Genomic DNA, 15,268 nt, shown 5'->3' with positions numbered 1-15,268 from the left:
TAATTAGACTGATCTCAAACAGGGAATCCCAAGATTCCTTTGAATTGAAAATAATAATAAACTGCCGGGACAGTGAAGAGAAGCGCATCCGCTAAATCCAAAAGCCCGCCGTGTCCGGGAATCAACGCCGACGAGTCTTTGATCTTGGCGTCCCGTTTCATCGCAGACTCCGCAAGATCCCCCATCACGGATAGAATGGAAACAAAGAACGCAAGTAGAATCGACTCCAGTGTGGTCACAGGAAGTTTGACTCCGGAAAAATGTTCCCAAAGAAAATTCAAGAGTAATACGCTCAAAACAGCGGTTATATTCCCAACAACATAACCTTCCCAGGTTTTTTTCGGAGAAATCTTCAAACCTGCCGAGTGTTTTCCAAACCAACGTCCGCCGAAATAAGCACCCGCATCGCTGATAAAAGTAATTGTGGAAACAAGAAAGATGTAATACGCTCCGAAAGGAAACGCGAGCAAAAGTAAAAAATGACCGATCGGCAAAGCAAGATAAACCGCACCGAAGATAGTAGCACTTGCGGAAAAAAGTGCGCCATCTAACGGACGTTTAAAAATCTGCAAGACCCAAACCGTGATGGACAATGCTATGATAAGAAAAGGAACAGGATGAAAACTTTCTCTTAAATGTTTGGAGATCTCGACCGTCCAAGCCGGTGGACTGACGTTATACTGAAGGCCCAAAAATTGAAAATAATACACAAGTACAATCAGTAGGGAAAAGAAAAGTCCTGTTCCGAAAAAAGGTTTCGAATCTTCTCTGGTGCAGAATGCGTATAACTCGCGTAATCCGAAAAACACAACAGCGCTTCCAAAAAGCAAAAACTCCAAATAATACCAGCCGGAATGGAAAATCATAGTAACGTAAGCTGCAACGAGACCCGCTGCCGAAAGAATTCTCAATGTAGTTTCACTCATGAAAGACCACCAAATTTGCGTTTTCTAGATTCAAAAAAATGTAGGGCTTCTTCCAAAGATTCCCGGCCGAAATCAGGCCATAACGTATTTGTGAAGAAAAACTCAGCATAGGCGATTTGCCATAAAAGAAAATTGGAAATCCTTTGTTCTCCTGCTGTCCTGATCAATAAGTCTACCGGAGGAAGGGGGTATGTATACAAATATTTTTCAAATTCCTTAGGAGAAACAGGCTTCTCTAAAGAGATTTTTTTATGAATGCGTTCTTTTTGTAATCTTTGAAAGGAACTGAGAATCTCTTCGTGTCCGCCGTAGTTCAGACAAAAATTGGCGGTTAGACTTTTGTTTTTTTTTGTCGCTTCAACAGCGGTATTGATCTTTTGTTTTACCTTGGTGGAAAGTTTATTTAAATTCCCCGAGTGTTGGATACGGATTCCTTTTTTCTGGATATCCTCCAAACGGTTGTCTATAAACTCGATCAACAAATTGAAGATTGCGTTGACTTCGGTGATCGGTCTTTTCCAATTTTCCGTGGAAAAAGCATACAAAGATACTGCTTTGATTTTATGTTCCAAGGCAACATCTAACAGACGATCAATGGCTTTAGCGCCTTCCCTATGACCTTCCGTTCTTTTTTTGCCTTGTTTTTCGGCCCAACGGCCATTGCCGTCCATAATGACACCAATATGTGCGGGAATGGTTTTAAATTTCATTACGAAAACTAACTTCTGTTTATTTAAACAGTCGTGATTTCTTTCTCTTTCTCTTTTTCCAGGTCTGCAATCTTTGCAATGTACGAGTCCGTAATCTTTTGGATTTTGTCCGTATGACCTTTCAATTCATCTTGAGAAAGTTCTGTTTTCTTTTTTAAATCATCGTTTGCATCACGGCGTAGATTGCGAATGGCAACTTTTTTTTCTTCCGTTTTTTGTTTCAGAACTTTGACTAGTTCTTTTCGTCTTTCACCTGTTAGTTCAGGGATATTGATGCGAATTCCTATCCCGTCGTTGTTGGGAGTTAGACCCAAACCGGAAGAAAGAATCGCTTTTTCAATGTCCTTGAGAACGGATTTTTCGAAAGGAGTTATGACAATCATTCTAGGCTCGGGAACGGAGATCTTTCCGAGCTGGTTGAGAGGAGTGGAAGTTCCGTAATAATCCACTCTCACGTCTTCCACCATCAAAGGGTTTGCTTTGCCGGTACGAATGGCTACAAAGTCTTTTTTAAGGGCGTCGATGGTTTTGTCCATCTTGGCCTGCATTGATTTAATGATTTCATCTACCATCTTCGATCACTTCCTCTGAATTGGAAATTAGAGTACCGATTGTTTCTCCGTCAATCAACCGTTTTAAATTGCCCGGTTTAAAGATATCGAATACAATGATCGGCATATTATTATCCATACATAAACTAAGAGCGGTCGAATCCATTACCTTTAATCTATGTTTGATGGATTCCATAAAAGATACCTGAAGGTATCTATTTGCAGTAGGATCTTTCTTAGGATCAGCCGTATAAACTCCGTCCACTTTGGTGGCTTTGAGAATGACTTCGCAACCTACTTCCACCGCACGGAGAGAAGCTGTCGTATCCGTTGTAAAATAAGGATTTCCTGTTCCACCTGCAAAAATGATGACTCTGTTTTTTTCCAAATGACGAACGGCACGTCTGCGGATATAAGGCTCCGCAACGGACTTCATTTCTATTGCAGAAAGAACTCTCGTAAACATACCTTGCTTTTCACATGCGTCTTGTAAGGCGAGGGCATTCATAATCGTTCCGAGCATTCCCATATAGTCCGCTGTGGCACGTTCCATTCCTGATTTCGCAAGAGTTTCTCCGCGAATCATGTTTCCGCCGCCCACGACCAGGGCAATCTGAACACCGGTGTTATGAATTTCTTTGATTTGTCCCGCTAGGGAAAAAGTTTTGTTGGTATCAATACCAAGCTCACCCTCCCCGGCAAGTGCTTCACCGGAGAGTTTGATCAGAATCCTTTTGTATTTGGCAGGATTACTGACCACCTACTTGAAACCTCGCAAAACGGCGAATCGTTATGTTCTCACCAAATTTGGCGATTGCTTCTTGAACTAGCTCGTGAATCGTTTTTGTATTATCACGGATCGAAGCTTGGTGAACAAGACAAATCTCCGAGTAGTATTTTTTCATCTTACCCGGAAGGATTTTTTCTATCTGTTCCGCTTTTTTCCCTTCTTTTTCGAGAAGTGCTTTTTGGATGCTTAATTCGTTCTCCATTTCTTCTTTCGGGATGGACTCTTCATTTACATAAAGAGGATTCATCGCGGTGATTTGAAGAGCGATTTCTTTTCCCAGAGCTTCGAAATCAGAGTTGTTTGCAACAAAGTCGGTTTCGCAATTGAGCTCCAGTATAACACCTGTTTTGCCTGTTCCGTGGATATAGGAAATGATCTTTCCTTCTCCGGTGTCACGACCCGCACGTTTAGCTGCTTTTGCCAGACCTTTTTCACGTAAATATGTTACCGCTTTTTCGATGTCCGCATTGGTCTCTTCGAGAGCTTTTTTGCAATCCATCATCCCCGCACCGGTTCTTTCGCGGAGTTCTTTGATTTGTTCAGAACTAACAGCCATTACTCTTTTCCTTCTTCTTTGATGACTTCGATTGCTGCCGCTTTCACCGCTTCCGGATCTACAGGCACATCTTTGTTAGGTGCTTCGTCGTCCATAATGAACTTACCGGACTCATCGTATTCACCTTGGTATTCAAGAGCGAGTTGATCCGCATCCATATCTTCGGAGAAATTGGTTTGAATCACTTCACCACCTGTTCCTTCGAGCACTGCATTTGCCATAGTATCGAGGAAAAGGGAAATCGCGCGAATCGCATCATCATTACCGGGAATAGGATAATCGATCGGTTCAGGATCGCAGTTTGTATCGATCACAGCGAAAACTTTAAGACCGAGTTTTTTTGCTTCTTTTACCGCAATTTCTTCTTTTTTAGGATCAATTACAAAAAGGATCTCGGGAACTACTGCCATATCCTTGATCCCGCCCAATGTTTGGCGGAGCTTTTCCAATTCTCTTTTGAGAGAGAGTGCTTCTTTTTTAGTACGGGCTTCTTGTTCGAAAGAGTTGTTCTCTTCCATTTGCTCTAATCTTTTCAAACGAGCGATTGATTTTTTAACCGTGTTCCAGTTGGTAAGTAGTCCACCTAACCAACGGTTAGACACATAATACATATTACATGCAACTGCCGCTCTTTCGATGGCGCCGCGAGCTTGTTTTTTGGTTCCTACGAAAAGAACTTTTTTGCCCTGACCGGTTAACTTTTTCAAAGCATCGTATGCTTCTTTTGTTTTTTGAACGGTTTTTTGAAGGTCGATGATATGGATTCCGTTACGAGCCGTATAAACATAAGGACTCATTTTTGGATTCCAACGACGTGTTTGGTGACCGAAGTGTACGCCTGCCTCAAGCAAGCTCTTCATGGAAATTACGGACATATGTTACCCCTTTTTTAGTGCGAGATAACCAGATGCTACAAGACCAATTAGACTTGCAGGGGTTAGCTGGATCTCGACTTTAACTATGTAAAGTTCAAAGTTAACCGGACTTTCGAACAAAAACTTAGAAAGAAAAACCGTGCCGAGAAGTCGGTCAATGACCACTCCTGCCACAGCTCCCGCCATTAGTCCCAAAAAAAGGACCAAAAGTAGGTTTCCCGCTTGCGCTTTGTTCATAAACTGGGCTTACCTTTGAGCTTCCCAGTCAGATTTTGGGATACGGACGGATTGTCAAGGGAAATGGATTAAGGCAATTTGTCGTGATCGGGGATTCGAAAGATATTATTTCCCTAAAACAATTCTTCGCGCCGGTTTATCGCTGAAATCGCAGCTACAAAAAGCCCATTGATTATAGAATAAGAAGTTTTATATTTTCTTCCACTTCTCTTAAAGCGACTTATTTGAACTTCGAAAGGATATCCTGTTTCTTTGCTAGTGATAGGACAAAAAATGGCTAGGTTGGTTTTAGAATTATATTCAAGAGGAGAAAGAACCAAAGCTGGTCTTCTTCCCATTTGCTCATGACCGGCTTGTGGAGCAAAATTAAGCCAAACAATATCACCTTTTTCTGGAGCGTAAGAAGATCTTTTTACCAAGATTCATTCCCTTGCGGTGAACCGGAATCTATTTCCGAATGCAAATTTTTCTTGTTAATCTCCTTCAATTTCTGTTCTAAAGTTTCCTTAACATATGGGTAAATAATGATTTTATTACCTTCTTGAATCACTTCAACCTGACTACCGTCATCAAGTTCTAGTTGTTTCGCAAATAGTTTAGGAATGCGTATACCCAAACTATTTCCCCATTTTGGCACCTAATGCACCTTAATTCTCCTCCAGACTCAACCGGGGAGAATTTTTATAAAAGCCAGTTTTCTATTTTTAAATTCGCAATTCTGGAGAATTCTTTTTCGTTATTTGTAACAAGAATACCATTCGAGCTTAATACGATAGAAGCAATAATCAGGTCATTCGGCCCAATAGGTAAACCTTTCAATTCTAAGTCTGTCCGAAGCTCAGTATAAATTTCAGAATCCAAATCATTGAATCCTATAATTTCAAAAGGATCCAGGAAGTTTAAAACAATTTCCCTATTTTTTCTTTTATCCGAACTTCTAAGAACACCTAAAAGCAATTCCGCTTTTACAATAGAAGGAATCTTAATTCTACTTGGATTAAGTTTTTTAATATTATTTTCAATATTCGAGCTTTTCCCTTTTAGAAAATAGATACAGATATTTGTATCAAGAAAATAATTCAAAGAAACTCTCTTGGGACGTCAGCTTTAAAGTCCGGAAACTTTGTTTGCTGAAAAGAATCGTCATCAATAGCTCCGTATAACATAAAATAATTTTCCGGCCACTTTTTTTCAAAAGAGTTCTGCAATTTTCCCTTCACCCATTGCGATATTGAGACTTTCTCTTTCTTAGCGGCAGATTCTATTTTTTTCAGAGTTTCTTGATCTATATAAAGGGACAGCTGCGGCATATAAAACTCCAACAATTCATGTAAAGTATATATGCAAGTATACTTTTGTCAATATTATATGTCTGTAATTATTCTCCTTTTATGGCCTTTTCTTTTAACTTCGCTTCTCAACTTCACCCTAACGCACCTTTAACTTCACCATACCCAGCCGGGAAGAATTTTCATAATCGTTCCGAGAATGATTGACAAGGCGAACAAACGACGGCAAATAGTACACGTCAGGGGAGTCCCACCATAGAGACTGAGAGGCTAATAGCGCACTAGCGCGGCTTAGCGACCCTTTGAACCTGACCCAGGTGATGCTGGCGTAGGAAGAACGGATCTGGCTTAAGTAGCATTTTTACTTTGCGACAGCAATTGTTTTATTGTGCTTAAGCCATTCTCACCTTACCTCTGTTATCCATGAGTCTTGTTCAACTGACTGAAGAGGCTGCCAACATGGAGTTATTATTTTTTACAAATCATTGGGATAACTACCTATGACCATTTGGTCCATACTGGGCAGTGGTGTTACAGGACTATGTGTTGCCACTACATTATATGAGCAGGGTGAACTGATTGAGGTCATTGAGTCCCCTCATGCACAAGGAGCATCCCATTTGGCCGGAGGGATGCTTTCCCCTTTTTGTGAAGGAGAAAACGCTCCGCAAATTGTAGTAGAGCAAGGACAATTCGCTGCAAATTGGTGGAAACGTCATGTCAGCTGCGTGATTCAAAATGGCAGTTTGGTATTGGCGCCTGCTCGTGATAGCGCCGAACTCCTACGTTTTGCCCGCATGACGCAATGTTATGAATGGGTATCCCCCGGAATGTTGGAACCCGATTTGGGCGATCGTTTTGCAAAAGGTTTATTTTATCCTTCGGAAGCGCATCTGGACCCACGTCAGGCGTTAGGTGAATTGAAACAAAAACTGATCAATGCCGGTGTGGATTTTCATACAAATAGACCAAATGGCAGAATCATTGATTGCCGAGGCATTCAGGCTTCGGCGGAATTAAGCGATTTACGTTCTATCCGTGGAGAAATGATCATTCTACAAAGCGAGGAGATCAGTTTGTCCCGATCAATTCGTCTATTGCACCCTCGTTTTCCTTGTTACATCGTTCCACGCGATAACAACCGTTTTATGGTAGGGGCGACCATGGTGGAAAGCAGCAAAGCCGATCCGATTTGTGCGCGGGCGATCATGGAACTGCTCAGTTCCGCCTATAGTGTTCATCCTTCCTTTGCAGAAGCGTCCGTGGTAGAAGTAGGCGCAGGATTAAGACCGGCATTTTTTGACAACGTCCCTGCAATACACTTTAAGGATGGGAAGTTTTTTGTCAACGGAATGTATCGCCACGGTTTCTTATTGGCACCTATTTTGGCCGAGAAACTGCTTGGTCAACTAACACAGACACAGGAGAGCGGCAAATGAAGGTTGAATTTAACGGCAAAATTTTGAACACCACAGCAACGACATTAGCGGAGTTATTGAGTGAACAGAAAATAGACCCGACTTGTATAGCCAGCGCGATGGACGGCGAATTCGTACCACGCAGTCGTTACAATAACACTCTGTTAAGGGAAGCAGCAAAACTCGAAATCTTATCCCCGATGCAAGGAGGATAACTTATGTTTTATGAAGCCGAATTAAATTCACGTTTATTTTTAGGCACAGCAGGGTATCCTTCTCCTGAAGTGCTAATACAAGCCTTGGAAGAATCACAAACCGATTTAATTACCGTTAGTTTGCGAAGAGAAGGACAAGAGGGTAAATCGTTTAGAGAAATATTAAAGAAAGTTAACAAACGGATTTTGCCCAATACGGCCGGTTGTTATAGCGTTAAAGAAGCCGTGACAACCGCGCATATGGCGCGTGAATTGTTTCAAACCAACTGGATTAAGTTAGAGGTTATTGGCCATGCGGATACCTTACAGCCTGATCCGTTCGCTCTTGTGGAAGCGGCGCGCATTTTATGTGATGAGGGTTTCGAAGTGTTTCCTTATACTACCGAGGACTTGATTCTTGGAGAAAAACTTCTAGAAGCTGGCTGCAAAGTACTCATGCCTTGGGCCTCTCCGATCGGATCCGGGCAAGGTTTAAGAAATATTCCTGGTCTACTTTCCATGCGCGCTTATTTTCATGATGTACCGCTTGTTATCGATGCAGGCATTGGAGCGCCTAGCCAAGCAGCTCTGGCAATGGAAATGGGTTTTGATGCTATACTTCTCAATACAGCCGTAGCCAAAGCGAAAGACCCTATCAAAATGGCGGGCGCTTTTCGTGATGCGACTCAAGCGGGGCGCGCGGCTTATCAAGCAGGATTGATGCCGCGTCGTGACATGGCGTATACCTCAACGCCTACTTTCGGATTGGCGGAGTTTCATTGACATGGAACGATTCTATCTAATTGCCGGCACAGCTGAATGGCTTGAACGACTCGTCCCGCAAGGTGTAAAACTTGTGCAGCTTCGTATGAAAGATTTGCCAGTCAGTGAGTTAATGGCACAAACATTGTCAGCTAAGGTATGTTGTGCGCGATACGGCGCCCAATTGGTTTTGAATGATTACTGGCAACTGGCTTTGGAATTAGGTATCAACTTTGTTCATTTAGGTCAAGAAGATATGGAAAAGGCAGATTTTGTTGCCTTACGGAAAGCCGGTATTCGATTCGGTTTATCAACTCATGATGAGGAAGAGTTAAACCGGGCACTGGCTTTGCAACCGGACTATATTGCCTTAGGACCTATTTATCATACACAGCTAAAAAAAATGAAGTGGGGTCCGCAGGGATTAACTAAAATTAGCCGATGGAAACAAATAATCGGGGACATACCCTTGGTGGCAATAGGCGGCCTCACTCCCGAACGTATTCCCGGTGTACTGGCTGCAGGAGCTGATAGTATTGCGGTCGTCACCGATATTCAATTAGCATCAGATCCGGAGGCGCGTTGTAAAGAATGGTTAACCCTAACAGCAAAGGAACATTTCTATGAAACGTTATGATCGGCAAACGATATTGCCTGAGGTAGGTCTGCAAGGGCAGCTCAAGTTGGGAGCGGCGCGTGTCTTGGTGATCGGAGCCGGAGGTTTGGGCTCTGCCCTGCTACCTGCCTTGGCTGGTGCAGGTGTCGGTTATCTGCGTATTTACGATGCCGACTTTGTGAAGGAGAATAATCTCCACCGCCAAACAATGTATCGTGTTTCGGATATAGGTGCTTTCAAAGTAGAATGTGCGAAAGCAACATTGATGCAGCTGAATCCTGATTGCAAGATAGATGTATATGCAGAACGTATTTCGGCAAGCAACGTAGAACAAACACTTGATGGTATCGATGTGGTTGTCGATGCTGCCGATAATTTCGCGGCGACTTATGTGTTATCTGATGCCTGTAAAATCAGAAAAATAGCTTTGATCAGTTCTTCTGTAATTGGTCGCAAGGGTTATGTGGGAGGATTTTGTATGGGGGCGCCGAGTTACAGAGCTCTTTTTCCTTTCCTTCCGAAAGCCGATGGTAATTGTAATACGCAAGGAGTTATGGGGCCTGTAGTTGCTGCGTTAGGTGCCGTCCAAGCGCAAATGGCTTTGAATACTTTATTATGTCTTGCACCATCCCCCCTCGGTTTATTAGTTTCCTTTGATTTCGCATCTTGGCGCTTTACACATTTCCGCTTTGATCATGCAGAAGAACCGACGAGCGCAGAATTTTTTCCTTTTATTGACCGATACGGTCTTGATCCAAACGACTGTGTTGTCGATTTGCGCAGTCATGAAGAGGCACCTGAAAATCTGAGAGCTGACGTTTTACGAATTGCTCCGCAAGACCTTGCTAATTGGGAGCCAAGTAGGCGACAACAGCGCGTCGTGTTTGTATGTAAAAGCGGAATTCGAGCAACACAAGCTGCCTATCAGTTGCAAGCTAGAGGTTATACTTCTTTGGCAATTTTAGCCGCAGATTTGTGAAAGATTTCCAACTTCTACTTATCTTACCTTTATCCTCCTCCACACCCAACCGGGGAGAATTTTCATAATCGTTCCGGTGACTATTAAATCTTCTTTCTCAATAGTTTCTGAAATTCACGGCTTTGATGAATTACAGCATAAATGTGAACTTCATGATTATCGACTTTATAGAAAATTCTAAATGGAAACTTTAAAGTTAAGATTTGATGAAAATCTTTATAAACAACTTTGCCTATTTTCGGGAATTTTGAAATTCTACTAAATACCTTGTCAATTTCAAAAATATATTGAGAACCGAGACCAGTCTTTTGGTTTTCATAAAAAGAAAAAGCGTCGAGAATATCTGATTCTGCAGATGACTTTACCCGAATAGGATAGCTATCCATTTAGGACTTATCAAATAGCTTGTTTTTAATGCTGTTCCAATGTGCACCGTCAATGTGTTTTTCGGAATCAAAGCGATGGTCAAGCAAATCCATATCTTCCTGAGAAAGCGGAAGAGCCGGATTGGACTCTGCGATATGATCCCAAATAGAAGCAAGCGCTTCTATTTGATCATTTAAATCCATGTTCTTGATTTCAGCGATAGTTAGCTTGGATTCTAATTTCACAAGATCATTTAAGGATTGATTTTTTGGAAATCAAGTCTAAAAAGCGAAATGATTTCAGCTATGTTGTTACTTTTTTCGCTCGTCCAAAATACACTCGCTGCCCCACACACTATCTTACCTTTATCCTCCTCCACACCCAACCGGGGAGAATTTTCATAATCGTTCCGAGAATGACCCAAGGAAATACGGGAGCGCAAACTTCGAAAACCCGACCTTCGATCTGTTTGGCGATAATGGCGGCACCTTTTTCGACGGTAATCACAAAAGGACGTACCTTTCTTTTTTGATTGATCGGAGTGTCAATGTAACCCGGATTAATGGTTGTTATATGAATTCCGAATTCCTTTACATCGTTTCTCGCAGCCTCAAGATAAACGGAAAGCCCTGCCTTGGACGCGGAATAACTGGCCGCTCCCGCAATTCCCCGAAATCCTGCTACGGAAGAAATCCCTACGATTTGACCTGATTTTCCTTTTTTCATGATTTGAACCCCTGCTTCGACGGTAGCAATGGCGCCCAAAAGATTGGTTTCAATCGTAGCCCGATCTCCTTCAAAGTTTCCGGAACCTACCGCTTGTGATGCGGACATACCCGCATTGGCAACAAGTATCTCCAAACTTCCCAAAGCATTTGTTAGTTTTTTAAGTACAACCGGTATTTTGGAATAATCGGTTACATCCAAAGCCTGGATTTCAATTTGAATATTAGGATATTGTTCTTTTATTTTTTTCTGAATGGATTTTAAAACATTCAATCTTCTCGCCGTGAGTCCAAGCCCGTAGCCTCGTTTGGCAAATTCGAATGCAAGCGCTTCGCCGATCCCTGAACTTGCCCCTGTGATAATGATATTCCTATTCATAGTCAGAAATTGCTGACCCGGTGGAAAAATATCCACAGAATAAATAAAACTTCAGAGTTTTTGGTGGCTTTCTTTTAACTTGATCCGAGCGGAATCAAACTCGCCGACTGTGGCAAATTTGCAAAAGTTAAGCACCTCTTTGGGAATCTCCGAACTTTTGGCCTCTTTTTGATTGATCATAATCATCATATCACCCAAGTAGATAGGATATACGATTTCTTTGTACATCTCTTCCACAAGCATAGGACGATGGTGGTATTCCATAGCACTTGCATACACTTCCGGAAAATTCCATTTTTCAGCAACAAGCGCACCGAGTTTGGTATGGGTGATTCCGAAACTGGCTTCTTCCAGAGAGATGGCGGAGGCGATTTCTTTGGAATTAGAATAGGATTTGATTTGGCCCATCTTATCGGACTCAAAAGATACTAAAAGAATTTCTCCTATATCATGAAGAAGTGATGCAGAGAGTAGATTGCTCATTATGTTTTTAGGCATTCCCATTTTTTCAGCAATCCATTTGCAATAATAAGCGCATTCATTCGACTTATCCCAGATAGCTTGGAAAGCGGGAAACTTATCTTCTAATATCTGTTTGGTTCCAAGAGAGTATAATAGGGATTGTAATTCTTTCAGTCCGATCAATTGGATGGCGCGGTCCAATGTTTCCACCCTTCCCCCCCGATTGAATGCAGCCGAATTGGAAAGTTTCAGAATATTTGCAGAAAGGGAAATATCTTTTTTAATCATCTCGGCAATCTGACCGATGCTGGAATTCGGTTTCTCTATGGCAGTTTGGATATCTTGGATGGTTTTCGGGAACGTAGGCAACTGATCTAATTCGGAAATGATCTTATCCGCTTTGGATATCTTTGCGTTGTCTTTCGCCATCTGAGTGGGAACATCAATCATAAAAATCGTTTTGTTTCCGCTGCTTTCGAATTTGAAAGCAGAATCCCCCAAGCCGTCATTCTTCAACATCATAAGGGTCATGATAAGACCGAGTCCCGCTCCTTCCTGATCGCTGGAAATATCCATATATGCTTCCGCCAAATCATTGTAAGTTTTTGCCTTTTCCAATCTGAGTTTGATTCGGCTGGACTCTTCCTCCGTAAGTTCCACGTTATTCATAATCCTGATACGCATCATCGTCTTATTATGAATAAACGATACAAAGACACCGTAATTGTATTTTAAAAGTCCTTCCTCGAATTCATCCCGATTGTCAAAGTAGGATTTTTTAAAATCAATCATCCTACTTTGATAATCCGCAGAGTTTTGAATGTCCAATTGAAGCGTATTGAAATAAACCCGCTTCACATTCGCCTTGACTGCATTTGTTACGGTTTCTTTAACGGCAGCTAACACGGAATCTCTGATAAAAACAATATCCAATTGCAAAAGGAATCGGTCCAAAGTCTGGTATAATGTGTTTTCGATATGTTCGTTGATGTTGAAAAATTTAAAATGAAAAGGAAGGTTTTCCTGAATCGGATGATTGATATCCGGGATATTGCTATGCATTCCTAAACTGTCTTTGTATTCCAATGGCAAAGGTTTCGCAGCAGACATTAAAATTCTCCCTTCTTGCAAGTCCTACCCTTAGGGCTAAGCCTAAGAGCACGGATTTCATCAAATATGACGAAAATAATCCGCATCTTTGCAAGGATTGAGATGAATATATTCGTATTCGTAAATAAATTTTCCGAAAAAAAAGTAAAGGAAGAGTACTAAATCTAAATTCATAATATACAAAAATATGTGCGATTTTGAATATAGATTTAGTATATTTACTAAGCAATTCGTAGCGTTTTTCATAGACACTTCGTCCGATTTGTTCTTTTATTTTCCAACGATCAATTAACAATTGATCGTTGTTATACGAAAAACACGGATCGAATTTCCGGGTAGATTTGTTACAGATAAGGAAAAAATACCTTATCCAAACCCGCTTTGCCCGAATTCTTAAAAATGGATTTTGTTACCTTGGGAGAGGAAGAAACTGCAACAGGTTTTTTGTCCGTTTTCTGTCCAATCCGAATCCAGTTTCCTGTCGGATCCACAATATCAAATCCGCGTTCCTCCAAAGAAAGATCTTTGATAGGAGTAAGTCTTGGAATTCCAGAAGAAGGAATTTTTCCGAAATTTCTTTTTAAAGAATCGGCAAAAGATTTGTACAATCCGTCCACATCCGACGTCGAAACATAACAGGTACCATACGATCCTTTCGAAGCAGCTTGTTTCATTGCAAAAAAATGAATCTCTATACCGCCAAAACGAGCGCATACATAAGGATTTGGCCCAGTCGGTTTACGGGTAATTTCAAAACCAAGCGATTGGTAAAATTTTATCACTTCCTTAACGGAAGAACATGGCAACATAGGTATTGTGAATTCGCTCATAATTCGCTCTCTGAAACATCGAGTATGTCTTCTTCCAGACTTTCCTTGATTGCCAATAATTCCTTCTGCAAGGTTTTCAGTTGATCCAAACCATGCTTTTCGGAAATCCGATTGGCCCAATCTTTTTGTTCTGACTGCACATAATCCAATGCTTTACGCCCTTTCGGAGTTATGTTAAGCAGTTTTGCCCGTATATGGTGAGGATTGTCCGTAAAACGGATCATCCCTTCTTCTTCAAGACTATTTGCAGTTTGCTGAACTGCCTGCCGCGTAAGACCCATTATACGAGCAATTTGAGGAACAGGTGCGGGACCATGTTCAACAACGCCTAAGACCTGCCATTTGGTACTACTTAGACCTACAGGTTCCGTAATCCTATCTCCGAAATCCAAAAGCAACCGGTTGATCCGAAAGACTTCCAGGATAATTTCGGAAAAAACCTTCCCGCTGGAACTAATCTTAGACACGACAATTAGCTTCCACTCCGACAATACATTGTCAAATAAATTTCAAACCGGGTGCCCAAAATACAGATAATGATTTTGAGAATCATTATCATTTTTCTTTGACAAATTCCCTCCCCCGCGTTGCAATGGGTAAGCAAGGAGAGTTCGATGAATTACCTATTAGATCCGCAAAACGAAGTTCTAAGCCCGGAGGAAGATACCTCTCTTCTTGGAATTCTTCAAACGATGCTTACTCATCGTTCCTTACATACTGAATTTGAACCGATCGTTTCCGTTGAGACCAGTCAAACCTTCGGATATGAGGCATTGGCCAGGTTTCGTTACGAAGGCAGAAACCTATCTCCCGATTTGGTTTTCCAAACCTTACACAAAGACCCTGATCTGTTTTATGAATGGGAACGTGCTTTGAAATTCTTTCAAGTCGCCAATCGGCCGCAAGGTTATCCGCTATTCTTAAATCTTGATCCTCATGTTTGTAAAAATGAAGAACAAGCTGAGTTTTGGAAATCCTATCTCGGTCCCAAAAAAGATATAGTCTGCGAAATGATAGAAAACACGGATTCGACTTTGATTGAAGAATCCGACTATTGCATCACCAAACTTAAAGAAGCCGGTATCACATTGGCATTGGATGACATAGGCGGAAAACGCAATCTTTTCTGTTTTGATTTTTTAGAAGATGTCAAGTATCTCAAATTCGACAAGTATTGGTTCCAACTTTTCAAAGAAAGAGACTCCTATAAGGAAATTGTTAAAGGATTTTTGAACTTTGCGATCAAGTCGGATATCAACTGCATTTTGGAAGGAGTGGAAACAAAGGAAGATTATCTTTTAGCCAAAACACTCGGTTTCCCCTTGTTGCAAGGATATTTGTTCAAATTCGGGAATTTATACGTTTGATGATCTGGTTTCGTTCTATTTTAGAATATAACAATAAAGTGGTATTTCATGTGTGCTAAAAACGATATTGGATGCGGGAAAAGCGGTTTTTGTAATGGCGGTGGTTGTGGAAAAAGAAATCCGAGC

General features: G+C 41.5%; 23 protein-coding genes and 1 riboswitch. Of the genes, 6 read left to right on the top strand and 17 right to left on the bottom strand.

What is annotated here, in order from left to right; all coding sequences use genetic code 11:
- Positions 1-14: 14 nt before the first annotated feature.
- The 11 genes from EHS11_RS18440 to EHS11_RS20250 form a co-directional block, all read right to left on the bottom strand.
- The gene (locus EHS11_RS18440; RefSeq protein WP_135765826.1) at positions 15-926 is read right to left on the bottom strand and encodes a CDP-archaeol synthase; all 912 of its coding nucleotides are present in this window, start codon (positions 924-926) and stop codon (positions 15-17) included.
- Positions 923-1,636, bottom strand: coding sequence for an isoprenyl transferase (locus EHS11_RS18435; protein WP_135765825.1), 714 nt, complete (start codon positions 1,634-1,636; stop codon positions 923-925). Before EHS11_RS18435 ends, EHS11_RS18440 begins: the two co-directional genes overlap by 4 nt.
- Positions 1,637-1,659: 23 nt before the next feature.
- A complete protein-coding gene (frr, locus tag EHS11_RS18430) occupies positions 1,660-2,208 on the bottom strand; it encodes a ribosome recycling factor (protein ID WP_135765824.1) in 549 nt (182 codons plus the stop codon).
- Complete coding sequence (pyrH, locus tag EHS11_RS18425; RefSeq protein ID WP_109020697.1) at positions 2,198-2,947, bottom strand: UMP kinase; 750 nt, start codon at positions 2,945-2,947, stop codon at positions 2,198-2,200. Before pyrH ends, frr begins: the two co-directional genes overlap by 11 nt.
- Entirely contained in the window at positions 2,937-3,533 is a 597-nt protein-coding gene (gene tsf / locus EHS11_RS18420) for a translation elongation factor Ts (RefSeq protein ID WP_135765823.1), read from the bottom strand. Before tsf ends, pyrH begins: the two co-directional genes overlap by 11 nt.
- Positions 3,533-4,408 carry a 30S ribosomal protein S2 gene (gene rpsB, locus EHS11_RS18415; protein WP_109020699.1) on the bottom strand — a complete coding sequence of 292 codons (876 nt, stop codon included), beginning with the start codon at positions 4,406-4,408 and terminating at the stop codon, positions 3,533-3,535. The genes tsf and rpsB overlap by 1 nt, the downstream gene beginning before the upstream one ends.
- A 3-nt stretch (positions 4,409-4,411) precedes the next feature.
- Complete coding sequence (locus tag EHS11_RS18410; protein WP_109020700.1) at positions 4,412-4,645, bottom strand: hypothetical protein; 234 nt, start codon at positions 4,643-4,645, stop codon at positions 4,412-4,414.
- Between the two features lie 113 nt (positions 4,646-4,758).
- The gene (locus tag EHS11_RS18405) at positions 4,759-5,064 is read right to left on the bottom strand and encodes a type II toxin-antitoxin system PemK/MazF family toxin (RefSeq protein WP_135765822.1); all 306 of its coding nucleotides are present in this window, start codon (positions 5,062-5,064) and stop codon (positions 4,759-4,761) included.
- Complete coding sequence (locus EHS11_RS18400) at positions 5,058-5,282, bottom strand: AbrB/MazE/SpoVT family DNA-binding domain-containing protein (RefSeq protein WP_135765821.1); 225 nt, start codon at positions 5,280-5,282, stop codon at positions 5,058-5,060. The genes EHS11_RS18405 and EHS11_RS18400 overlap by 7 nt, the downstream gene beginning before the upstream one ends.
- 44 nt (positions 5,283-5,326) lie before the next feature.
- The gene (gene vapC, locus EHS11_RS18395; protein WP_135765820.1) at positions 5,327-5,728 is read right to left on the bottom strand and encodes a type II toxin-antitoxin system tRNA(fMet)-specific endonuclease VapC; all 402 of its coding nucleotides are present in this window, start codon (positions 5,726-5,728) and stop codon (positions 5,327-5,329) included.
- Positions 5,725-5,955 (bottom strand): ribbon-helix-helix domain-containing protein, encoded by a 231-nt coding sequence (locus EHS11_RS20250; RefSeq protein ID WP_135765819.1) that lies wholly within the window; start codon positions 5,953-5,955, stop codon positions 5,725-5,727. Before EHS11_RS20250 ends, vapC begins: the two co-directional genes overlap by 4 nt.
- Before the next feature lie 210 nt (positions 5,956-6,165).
- Positions 6,166-6,287, top strand: a riboswitch (TPP riboswitch).
- Between the two features lie 147 nt (positions 6,288-6,434).
- Here EHS11_RS20250 and EHS11_RS18385 point away from each other — a divergent pair.
- The 5 genes from EHS11_RS18385 to EHS11_RS18365 are packed head-to-tail and all read left to right on the top strand — an operon-like array spanning position 6,435 to position 9,903.
- A complete protein-coding gene (locus EHS11_RS18385) occupies positions 6,435-7,373 on the top strand; it encodes an FAD-dependent oxidoreductase (protein ID WP_135765818.1) in 939 nt (312 codons plus the stop codon).
- Entirely contained in the window at positions 7,370-7,567 is a 198-nt protein-coding gene (gene thiS / locus EHS11_RS18380) for a sulfur carrier protein ThiS (protein WP_135765817.1), read from the top strand. Before EHS11_RS18385 ends, thiS begins: the two co-directional genes overlap by 4 nt.
- Positions 7,568-7,570: 3 nt before the next feature.
- A complete protein-coding gene (locus tag EHS11_RS18375; RefSeq protein ID WP_135765816.1) occupies positions 7,571-8,329 on the top strand; it encodes a thiazole synthase in 759 nt (252 codons plus the stop codon).
- Position 8,330: 1 nt separating this feature from the next.
- Positions 8,331-8,945: a thiamine phosphate synthase gene (locus EHS11_RS18370; RefSeq protein ID WP_135765815.1), complete on the top strand. Its 615-nt coding sequence runs from the start codon at positions 8,331-8,333 to the stop codon at positions 8,943-8,945.
- On the top strand, positions 8,932-9,903 hold the full coding sequence (locus EHS11_RS18365; protein WP_135765814.1) for a HesA/MoeB/ThiF family protein: 972 nt from the start codon (positions 8,932-8,934) through the stop codon (positions 9,901-9,903). The genes EHS11_RS18370 and EHS11_RS18365 overlap by 14 nt, the downstream gene beginning before the upstream one ends.
- An 83-nt stretch (positions 9,904-9,986) precedes the next feature.
- On the opposite strand, the gene EHS11_RS18360 is transcribed toward EHS11_RS18365, so the two are convergent.
- From EHS11_RS18360 to EHS11_RS18335, 6 genes are all read right to left on the bottom strand, one after another.
- Entirely contained in the window at positions 9,987-10,289 is a 303-nt protein-coding gene (locus tag EHS11_RS18360; protein ID WP_135765813.1) for a type II toxin-antitoxin system RelE/ParE family toxin, read from the bottom strand.
- The gene (locus EHS11_RS18355) at positions 10,290-10,472 is read right to left on the bottom strand and encodes a hypothetical protein (protein ID WP_135765812.1); all 183 of its coding nucleotides are present in this window, start codon (positions 10,470-10,472) and stop codon (positions 10,290-10,292) included.
- A 151-nt stretch (positions 10,473-10,623) separates the two neighbouring features.
- The gene (locus EHS11_RS18350) at positions 10,624-11,373 is read right to left on the bottom strand and encodes an SDR family oxidoreductase (RefSeq protein ID WP_135765811.1); all 750 of its coding nucleotides are present in this window, start codon (positions 11,371-11,373) and stop codon (positions 10,624-10,626) included.
- 51 nt (positions 11,374-11,424) lie between these two features.
- On the bottom strand, positions 11,425-12,945 hold the full coding sequence (locus tag EHS11_RS18345; RefSeq protein ID WP_135765810.1) for an HDOD domain-containing protein: 1,521 nt from the start codon (positions 12,943-12,945) through the stop codon (positions 11,425-11,427).
- Between the two features lie 344 nt (positions 12,946-13,289).
- A complete protein-coding gene (locus EHS11_RS18340) occupies positions 13,290-13,775 on the bottom strand; it encodes a bleomycin resistance protein (RefSeq protein WP_135765809.1) in 486 nt (161 codons plus the stop codon).
- A complete protein-coding gene (locus EHS11_RS18335; RefSeq protein ID WP_135765808.1) occupies positions 13,772-14,242 on the bottom strand; it encodes a MarR family winged helix-turn-helix transcriptional regulator in 471 nt (156 codons plus the stop codon). The genes EHS11_RS18340 and EHS11_RS18335 overlap by 4 nt, the downstream gene beginning before the upstream one ends.
- 147 nt (positions 14,243-14,389) lie before the next feature.
- Here EHS11_RS18335 and EHS11_RS18330 point away from each other — a divergent pair, with 147 nt between their 5' ends.
- Positions 14,390-15,142 (top strand): EAL domain-containing protein, encoded by a 753-nt coding sequence (locus tag EHS11_RS18330; RefSeq protein ID WP_135765807.1) that lies wholly within the window; start codon positions 14,390-14,392, stop codon positions 15,140-15,142.
- Positions 15,143-15,268: the final 126 nt, after the last annotated feature.

The sequence above is a fragment of the Leptospira ilyithenensis genome, from assembly GCF_004771005.1.
GTDB classification, from domain to species: Bacteria; Spirochaetota; Leptospiria; order Leptospirales; family Leptospiraceae; genus Leptospira_A; species Leptospira_A ilyithenensis.
Note: the sequence above shows the minus strand (reverse complement) of the source record. Positions and strands in the feature narration are given on the sequence as shown.

Bases quoted from the DNA above. Each gene is read 5' to 3' on its own strand.
- EHS11_RS18440 (WP_135765826.1), bottom strand. From the start codon at position 926: ATGAGTGAAACTACATTGAGAATTCTTTCGGCAGCGGGTCTCGTTGCA.
- EHS11_RS18435 (WP_135765825.1), bottom strand. From the start codon at position 1,636: ATGAAATTTAAAACCATTCCCGCACATATTGGTGTCATTATGGACGGC.
- frr (WP_135765824.1), bottom strand. From the start codon at position 2,208: ATGGTAGATGAAATCATTAAATCAATGCAGGCCAAGATGGACAAAACC.
- tsf (WP_135765823.1), bottom strand. From the start codon at position 3,533: ATGGCTGTTAGTTCTGAACAAATCAAAGAACTCCGCGAAAGAACCGGT.
- rpsB (WP_109020699.1), bottom strand. From the start codon at position 4,408: ATGTCCGTAATTTCCATGAAGAGCTTGCTTGAGGCAGGCGTACACTTC.
- EHS11_RS18410 (WP_109020700.1), bottom strand. From the start codon at position 4,645: ATGAACAAAGCGCAAGCGGGAAACCTACTTTTGGTCCTTTTTTTGGGA.
- EHS11_RS20250 (WP_135765819.1), bottom strand. From the start codon at position 5,955: ATGCCGCAGCTGTCCCTTTATATAGATCAAGAAACTCTGAAAAAAATA.
- EHS11_RS18385 (WP_135765818.1), top strand. From the start codon at position 6,435: ATGACCATTTGGTCCATACTGGGCAGTGGTGTTACAGGACTATGTGTT.
- thiS (WP_135765817.1), top strand. From the start codon at position 7,370: ATGAAGGTTGAATTTAACGGCAAAATTTTGAACACCACAGCAACGACA.
- EHS11_RS18375 (WP_135765816.1), top strand. From the start codon at position 7,571: ATGTTTTATGAAGCCGAATTAAATTCACGTTTATTTTTAGGCACAGCA.
- EHS11_RS18370 (WP_135765815.1), top strand. From the start codon at position 8,331: ATGGAACGATTCTATCTAATTGCCGGCACAGCTGAATGGCTTGAACGA.
- EHS11_RS18365 (WP_135765814.1), top strand. From the start codon at position 8,932: ATGAAACGTTATGATCGGCAAACGATATTGCCTGAGGTAGGTCTGCAA.
- EHS11_RS18360 (WP_135765813.1), bottom strand. From the start codon at position 10,289: ATGGATAGCTATCCTATTCGGGTAAAGTCATCTGCAGAATCAGATATT.
- EHS11_RS18355 (WP_135765812.1), bottom strand. From the start codon at position 10,472: ATGGATTTAAATGATCAAATAGAAGCGCTTGCTTCTATTTGGGATCAT.
- EHS11_RS18350 (WP_135765811.1), bottom strand. From the start codon at position 11,373: ATGAATAGGAATATCATTATCACAGGGGCAAGTTCAGGGATCGGCGAA.
- EHS11_RS18345 (WP_135765810.1), bottom strand. From the start codon at position 12,945: ATGTCTGCTGCGAAACCTTTGCCATTGGAATACAAAGACAGTTTAGGA.
- EHS11_RS18340 (WP_135765809.1), bottom strand. From the start codon at position 13,775: ATGAGCGAATTCACAATACCTATGTTGCCATGTTCTTCCGTTAAGGAA.
- EHS11_RS18330 (WP_135765807.1), top strand. From the start codon at position 14,390: ATGAATTACCTATTAGATCCGCAAAACGAAGTTCTAAGCCCGGAGGAA.